Origin of the sequence: Nostoc sp. NMS4 (assembly GCF_017115095.1) — a bacterium.
In the GTDB taxonomy this organism is placed as follows: domain Bacteria; phylum Cyanobacteriota; class Cyanobacteriia; order Cyanobacteriales; family Nostocaceae; genus Nostoc.
Genome location: NZ_JABXKI010000065.1, coordinates 1 through 8,298 on the forward strand (window position 1 = coordinate 1; position 8,298 = coordinate 8,298).

The window sequence follows — 8,298 nt, forward strand, 5'->3', positions numbered from 1 at the left end:
TTCTGGATTGGGTAAACTTAATCCAGAACAGCAAGCGAATAGAGAGCAACTACTAAAATATAGAAAAGAACTTGGAAAAACACTGAACAAAGATAATCAATTAATAAACCAAGTAGAGCTTGATGCTCTAATAGGTGAAACATCCGGTTGGGCTGGACGGATTGAGACAGGTAAGACTCAAAAAATTGCTCGCTATGAACTCAAGCGACTAGAAGAATTATTAAAGAAATCTCAGCCAGAACTTGAGGGACTTTTGAAAAGTTCTGGAACTAATAAACTTACTAAAAAGCAGGAAGATAATAAAACTTATCTACAAGGTATCAGAAAAACACTTGGAGAAAACCTGGGGCGAAAAAATAAATCAATAACCCAAGCAGAGCTTAGTTTTTTAATAGGTAAAAGCTTTTGGGTTGAGGGTATTGAGTTGGGTAATCTTAAAGAAATTAAGCCAGAAGATCGAGAGAAGCTGGAAGATTTATTAACTAAACCTCAGCCAGAACTTAAGAAGATTTTGAAAAATTACGAAGCTAATACACTTACTAAACTTACTAAAAAGCAGGAATCTAATAAAACTTATTTAGTAGATGTTAGAAAAAAACTTGGAGAAAAGCTAGGGCGAAAAAATCAACCAATAAGCCAATTAGAACTTGATATTCTAATAAATAAAACAGATTACTCTAGGAGGATTGAGAGTGCTGATTTAAGACAGATTGCGCCAGAAGATAAAAAGAAGCTGAAAGATTTATTAACTAAATCTCCATCAGAACTTGAGAATCTTTTTAAAGATTACAAAGCTAATAAAATTACTGAAGGGCAGGAAGATAGTAGAACTTATTTAGTAGGTGTTAGAACAAAACTTGGGAAAATGCTGGGGCGAAACAATGGAAAAATAACCCGAGGAGAACTTGATACTCTAATAGGTAAAACAGGTTTCTCTAAGAATACTGAGGAAGCTATGAATAGAAAAATTGCGCCAGAGGATCAAGAGAAGCTGAATGGTATATCAGCTAAATCTTCATCAGAACTTAAGTTATTACTTGAACCTTTCCAAGCAGCCAGAGATCGAAAGAAAGATGAACTAGCAGACCAGGGTCAGGCGCTGGCAGAAACTTTGCTTGAGCAAAATCCAAATCTTGATTTAGAACAAAGGGGACACCATGCTGCTTTTATAGTAAGAGATGATTATGCACGCTATGTAGACTATGACTCTCAGCAAACAAGTAAATCTCAGAGGCTGTCAACATATGCCTCTACGCTGGCACTGGCTAATTGGCCAAGAGGAGGGGAGTTTCAGGGATCAATAAAACACGATGGTAGAAGCATAGCCTTATCCAGTAATTACAGCGGAATTAACACATTGGTAAGTAAGTCAATCAAGATGGCTAGCGATCTCCAAAATTTAGCAGTGCAATCGCTCATAAGTCATAACATAGAGGCAATGTCACGCGAAGATGCAATGAACAACAGAGAGATTCGGCACCCTCTGAAATTGTACGAGCGATTGCCGCATTACCTGGAACTTGATGCAGGCGTACTGGTTCCGCAAAGTATGCCTGGTAAATCTGGAATTCATGCTGAAATACGAATTGTAAGCGAGGAAGAATGGACCAAAAGCAATTGGGATGTTCCCAGAGGCACTAAATATCCTTGCTTAGGTTGTTATTTGCATCTCAATAGTCAGGAAATTGAAATCGGACATTTTCATGGACCACTATGGCTGACAAATACAGGACTTAGCCAACAACTCAAAGCCAGTTCAAAGGACAAAAATAAAATTGGTGAAATGAGCAGTACTCAGATAAGTGACACCGCAGAACTACTGGCTAACTCCTACGCTCAACTTCCCGATGATTCGAAATTTGCAATGGGGCTTACCCGTTACAAAAAGCCAACTTATGACCATGATGCAGATTCAGAATCCGACCTTGATGAAGAAACTTTTACTCGTGTAGTGAAGCGGATAAAAGCACATCAAAGTGGTGCACTGCCGACCACATTAAAAAAAGATGTCAATGGTCTATTCATCAATCAGACTGTTGGAGATGGCAATTGTTTTTTCCATGCTGTCCATGAAGCTATGCATAACATCCGTTCCACACAAGCCGATCAAGCAAAAATTCGCCAAACTGTTATAGACCAATTGCAAAATAATCCGAGAGTCCGAGGGCATCTATTCGGTGAGAATAACCCTGACCTCGCTAGTATAATGCAGGTGGTAGCAGGGTTAGGTCAAGGGGAATGGACTAAAGATTATACTGTTGGATATGTCGCCCAAGCCTTAAATTTGACTATTCATATCTACAATGAAGATGGCAGTCATCGCTACACAGGTAATCCTACAGACACCTCAACTTCAGATCAAACTATACATATCACCTATACTGGCAATCACTTTAACTCACATACCCAAAGTCCTTTATCTTGATGAAAACTTTGGATGTTTCTTAGGAACTAACGGGAAAAGTCAGATTGTATAGTTAGGTGGAAGAATCAACCCGCGACTCATAACAGAATTATTATTTATGAATGCTATAAATTTGGTAATTGGTAGTGTTTTGCCCCAATTACCAATTACCTACTTTTAATTATCATGTAGTGCTATTTAGATTTAGCCTCCAAGTTTTCTAAACGGCTTCTCAATTCCTGATTTTGTTGTTTGAGTTGGTCGAAATCTTCACGCAATTGGCGCAGGGTTTTTTCTGAGCCAATGTTCTTTTGCACCTTAGAAATTTCTTCTTCAGCAGAACGACGTACACGCCCATCGGCTGTTTGTTCAGCTAGCGATCGCAAAATCCCCACGGCTTTAGGTGTTTCCATTTGTCCTAACGCTGCGGCTACAGCTACTTGAGTTAAAAAGAAGGTTTCTTTGGCGAGTTCTGTTAATTTTTCTAAAATCCGTTCTAAATTAGCCGGACTTTGACCGACAGAAATCTTTCCTAAAGCGCGAATTGTGGCTAAACGTAGGGGTTGTGGTACACCGAGTTTGGTATATTCGATTAGTAGATTTAAAGCTGCTTCTGAGGTTTTGAATTCAGCTAAACCAGCAACTGCCCCACTCCGCACGACTTCATTCCAACCCGCCTTTTCTTCTAAAACGGATTTCAGCAGCTTTAATACCTTGTCTTCCTTGGGTTTTTCTTCCAAGTTTGCAGATGCGATCGCCCCAATTACCCGAGAAGCTGCTGCTTCCACGTAGTAGCTAGGATCGCCCTTTTGCAAAATTCCTCTGACAACTTTATAGCTTTCAGCAGTTTTGATTTGAGTAAGTGCTTCCACTACAGATCGTCGCACATAAGCATTTTTATCTTTCAACCCAGCAATTAAGCCATCAAATGCCTGATCTAAATTGATTTGGGCTAGTTGTTTTGCCACTTCCACACGCACACCCCACAATGGGTCATTTTTTAGCGATGTAGACAATGCTTTGATAGCTTCTAACCCACCTTTTTTCGCCAAAGCTGTTGCTGCATAAATACGCGAAATCGGGTCGGGATCGAATTCTAACTGCGCTTTTAACTCCGCGATTGGATATTCTAAAGCTACTGTTTTGAGGTAATTATTTCCAACATCAAAGCTGATAAATTGGGGCTTATTTTCTAGGGGAAAGTAGAAGCTTTGTTCGCGTTCATTCACCCGGACGGTGAAAGTTTTGAGTTTTGAGTGCTGAGTGCTGAGTTTTCCATTACTCTTAACTCCTAACTCCTCACTCCTCACTTCTTCCTGTTGGGTATAGCCAAAACCAATAGGTATTTTTAAATCAAACAAATCTTTACTGCCATCTTTACCTTCAGCAGCTTGGGTTTGAGTTACTGTAATTTTTGCTAAATTAGCATCTCCATCCCAAGAGTAAGCTACTTTAAAATCGGGATGACCACCACGATAAACGTATTGGTCAAAGAGGAACAAAAGATTACGTCCGGTAGCCTTTTCAATCGCCCTGAGTAAGTCTACTGTTTCTACGGTTTTGTGAGCATTATCTTGGACAAATGTTTGAATTGCTTGCCAAAATAACTGATCTCCCAATTGGGATCGAATCATGTGATAGACACAAGATCCTTTTTCGTAGATGTGGCGATCGTAAAGTTCAATAGCTTCGCGGTAAACGTGTGTTACCATTGGCCGGCGATAACGGCTGCTATCTTCACTTAAGTAACGACGAGCTTCCAATAAACGATAGTAAGCTGCTTCTTCTAGACTATATTCCTGTTCTGTCCACATCACCTCAGAATAAGAAGCCATTCCTTCTTTAATCCAAGCATGAGACCAATGCTTAATCACCACCAAATCGCCAAACCACTGGTGCGCGAGTTCGTGAACGACTAAAGCTTCGGTGTTGCGGTTATCTAAGGCGGCGCGTTCATCCAGCAAACATCTATCTGTTAACAGTGTTGTGGAGGTATTTTCCATGCCGCCAAAGATGAAGTCATCAACGCAAACTTGGGCGTATTTCGGAAAAGGATATGGATAACCATACTTTTGGCTCAAAAATTCGATCATGCGGGGAGTTTTTTCCATGCTGCGTTTAGCATCTTCCTCCCGTCCCTTTTCTACATAGTAGGTGACAGCTTTACCCTTCCACTCATCTCGAATTTCAGCAAAATCACCTACAGCTAAAGTCATCAAGTAGGTAGGATGAACTTGTTGCTGTAACCAGTGATAGACTTTGTAATCACCATCTTCTGTGGTGTCAATTAATTCGCCGTTGGAAATTGCCACGAGAGGGTTGGGAACGCGGACGCGAATTTCCGAAGTAGAGAGTTGTCCTGGATAGTCAAAGCAGGGGAACCAAAAGCGAGAGTCTTCGTCTTCGCCTTGAGTCCAAACTTGAGTAGGCTTGTTTGGGTAGTGCTTATCTGGTTGAATAAAATAAATACCGCGTTGCGGTTTTGCCACCGAATAGGCGATCGCAATCAGCAAGCGTTGACCAATCTGAGTCGCCTGAGAAAGTTGAATGGAAAGCTGTTCCCCGTCATAGTCAAAACTTTGTGGCACTTCGTCCACCTGCACAGACTCGATATTTAGGTTGACAGCATCCAAAGTCAAACGATCAATACCATTACGGATTGGCAAGAGGCGAATGCTACAACTGCCCTGATAGCTTTGCTTGGGAATATCCAAGCTGAGATCGAGAAAAATATGCTCTACCTGTCCGGGGCGATCGGGGTTGTAGTGTGGTCTTGCTCCCGGTAACTCAAAAGGTTTGTGTCCGTTATTATCTGTATCAAAATAAGACTGCGACATTGATGCTTACTGACCTTGTAATCCTGAAAAGTCTGGCTTGGTTGGATGTAGTTAAGTAAAATAGCGGTGTAGTAAATGTATTTCCCAAATCAACAGGGCATTATGGAGGTGAGAACTCCCCTTTGGGATTGGGGGATTTAAATTAATCTCACCCGAACTTCCGCAGATCGGCTATCGATTCCTTGGGTTTTTTCCATATCCCTCCTGCATTTACTTTTCTTGATGTTCTGCACTTTTTTGGCATTGAGTCAAGAGTCTCTTGCACCTCGATAGATTCTCATTAAGTACAAATACTCCTAATTATTTTTATAACTTTAGGATAGCTTGCTGCTGAACACGCTATTTTGTTTAAAATGAACAGCATATCATTTACAGATTCGCTCCTCATCTAGTTGAAGTATTTTTGAGAGTAATTTTAGACCGCTAATTTGTAGGATTACTAATTTTATCAGTAAATACCAACTGGAGTTGAGACTAAATGTCGGATACCAGTTGTGTAAGAGTAAAATAACCAGTTTTTATCTCCGTAAAAACTCTTATACTGGCGAGTGCCTGTAAAAGTCATCGTCGAGAACGCTTGTAGATTGATGTTGCACTTCCCAAATCCTCTTAACTCCTTCACAAATTGGCGACGCGGAATAGCCCGTCGTAGACATCGCTAGCTTGTTTGCTGTATAGATGGACTGTGAGATCCAAGTGATATAGCAATCCTAAATCATTCTTAAACAATGAGATTCCTAATTTCTTAGAGAAGTGAAAACAGCTTGCCTTGGCGAATAGAATTCGCGCGCCAGTTGCTCATGGGGGAAACCCCCAAGACCGCACTGGCTTGGCTATACAGGCAAAAGCTACCGATCCTGGGTTTCAAATTCTTTGAGTCCGCGTAGGCGGACTTGGTTTGTGTAGCCGCGATTTCTAATCTCCAGGTATATTTGCTTTTATCACTTTGAGGTTGGATGTTTGGTGATTGAAACATGACATTTAACTGAGAATTTTCCTGATTAATATCCTATTAATGATGCATATCAAAAGCAACAATTTTTAGCAAGCGGAGGTAGATGTGCAGCTTGTCAACGACTATGCTGCTGAATCCTTTAGTCATGGGTTAGTCTAGCGATGGATTAGCGGAAATTACTCATAAATCCGAAAACTCTACAGTGACACTTGTATAAATCTCGGTGACAATCTGAGCAAAAGAGGATAACAAAATGCCTGAAAGTAAATCAAAATTTCTCATTCCTGCTGTTGGTGCTGCTGTCGTTGTTGTCGGAAGTATAGCGGCCTATATGTACTTTAAAGGCTCACCAGTAGGTAGTTCAGACGCTCTCGGCAGTGCTAAAGTAATACCTTCAACAGCACTGATGGCAGCTTACATTACTACTGACTCTCAAGCCTGGGCAAAGTTACAGCAGTTTGGCACTCCAGAAGCACAAAAATTAGTGGCAAAAGGTCTGGAAGATTTCAATAAGCAAATATTCAGTGACGGTAACGTTTCTTATGAAAAAGACATAAAGCCTTGGGCTGGTAGTGTGATGATTGCTGTACTACCGCCAAATCCTGTAAAACAGGCACAGTTAAAGGAACCCTCTGGGACAGCTAATGTACCAGCAAATTTACAACAGGAATCGAATATCCTGATAGTGGTGGGAATCAAAGACAAACTCAGCGCCTTAAGTTTTGCTAACAAATTGAAGTCACAAAAAGGGGTAAAATTACAGGAATCTGACTATCAGGGTCAAAAAATTATTGAAACTACACAAAATGGCAAGCCGACGTATAGCGTAGTTTTAAATAATAGTCAGTTGGTATTAGCCCCCGAAAAGCAAGCTGTAGAAAAAGCAATTGATACCTTTAAGGGACAATCTTCTTTCGCCAATAAAGAAGGTGCTAGCAGCATTCTTAAAGGAGTGGAAGTCAAAAACAGCCTCGCCCAAATTTATGTACCAGACTATGCCGGGATGATACAACAATTAACCGCCGGAAATCCCCAGGCAAAGCAGTTACCCCCACAAACCCTGACGCAACTGAAGCAGATAAAATCTGTGGTAGCGGGTGTTGGTGTTGATGATGCGGGAGTGCGGGTAAAAGCGATCGCTAATTTAGATCCACAATTAAATAAATTTCAGTATCAATCAAGTCCTGGGAGTATAGTCGGGCAATTTCCTAGTGATACCTTTGCTCTGATTAGCGGAAATGGTATCAGCCGTGGTTGGGAAGTGCTAGTAGAGCAGTCAAAAGATTATCCAGAAATGAAACAAGCTCTAGAACAAGCGCGAGGACAACTGAAATTCGCCAATCTAGACTTAGATAAGGATATTTTTGGCTGGATGAATGGGGAATTCGCCTTTGGTGCGATTCCATCAAATCAAGGGGTATTAGCGAGTGTTGGTTTTGGAGGTGCTTTAGTATTTGATACTAGCGATCGCAAAACTGCCGAAGCCACCTTCACAAAATTGGATACCCTTGCCAAAACTCAACAAATCAGCGTCGCCAACAGAAATATTGGTGGTAAAGACGTAACTGAATGGCAAATCCCTCAACAAGGAGCTTTATTGGCACATGGTTGGCTAGATCAAGATACTGTATTTGTAGCTATTGGTGGACCTATTGCTGACGCAGTTAGCGATCGCAAAAATCCATCTCTTGATACTAGCGACACCTTCAAAGCCGTTACTGGTTCTCTGCAAAAGCCCAACGGCGGCTATTTCTACCTGGATATGGATAAAACTAAAACTATACCCCTGATCAATAGTTTTGTATCATCTAACGCCGATACCATCACCATTCTCAATTCCATTCGTGGTCTTGGTTTTACCGCCATTAGCCCCGATAAATCAACCAGTCAATTGGAGATGTTGTTAGCTCTCAAGCCTACTAAAAAGTAGGGCGTTAGGAGTGCTGTTAGCGGTAGCGAGGCGTTTAGCCCGTGCTGAGTGCTGAGTTAAGAGTTAAGAGTTAGGAGTTAGGAGTTAAAAGTAGAGACGAGATTAATCGCGTCTGTACAAGAGTTAGGAGTTTTGTTTATCTCCTTGTCTCCCTTGTCTCCCTTGTCTCCCT

General features: G+C 41.2%; 3 protein-coding genes. 2 read left to right on the plus strand and 1 reads right to left on the minus strand.

The window, feature by feature from the left end; translation table 11 throughout:
* On the plus strand, nucleotides 1-2,425 hold a 2,425-nt coding region (locus tag HWQ37_RS03230), incomplete at its 5' end, for a hypothetical protein (protein WP_292743677.1).
* Between the two features lie 173 nt (nucleotides 2,426-2,598).
* Here HWQ37_RS03230 and HWQ37_RS03235 read toward each other — a convergent pair.
* The gene (locus HWQ37_RS03235) at nucleotides 2,599-5,241 is read right to left on the minus strand and encodes a M1 family metallopeptidase (protein ID WP_292743680.1); all 2,643 of its coding nucleotides are present in this window, start codon (nucleotides 5,239-5,241) and stop codon (nucleotides 2,599-2,601) included.
* A gap of 1,208 nt (nucleotides 5,242-6,449) precedes the next feature.
* Here HWQ37_RS03235 and HWQ37_RS03240 point away from each other — a divergent pair.
* Nucleotides 6,450-8,126: a DUF3352 domain-containing protein gene (locus HWQ37_RS03240; RefSeq protein ID WP_292743683.1), complete on the plus strand. Its 1,677-nt coding sequence runs from the start codon at nucleotides 6,450-6,452 to the stop codon at nucleotides 8,124-8,126.
* Nucleotides 8,127-8,298: the final 172 nt, after the last annotated feature.

Bases quoted from the DNA above. Each gene is read 5' to 3' on its own strand.
- HWQ37_RS03235 (WP_292743680.1), bottom strand. From the start codon at position 5,241: ATGTCGCAGTCTTATTTTGATACAGATAATAACGGACACAAACCTTTT.
- HWQ37_RS03240 (WP_292743683.1), top strand. From the start codon at position 6,450: ATGCCTGAAAGTAAATCAAAATTTCTCATTCCTGCTGTTGGTGCTGCT.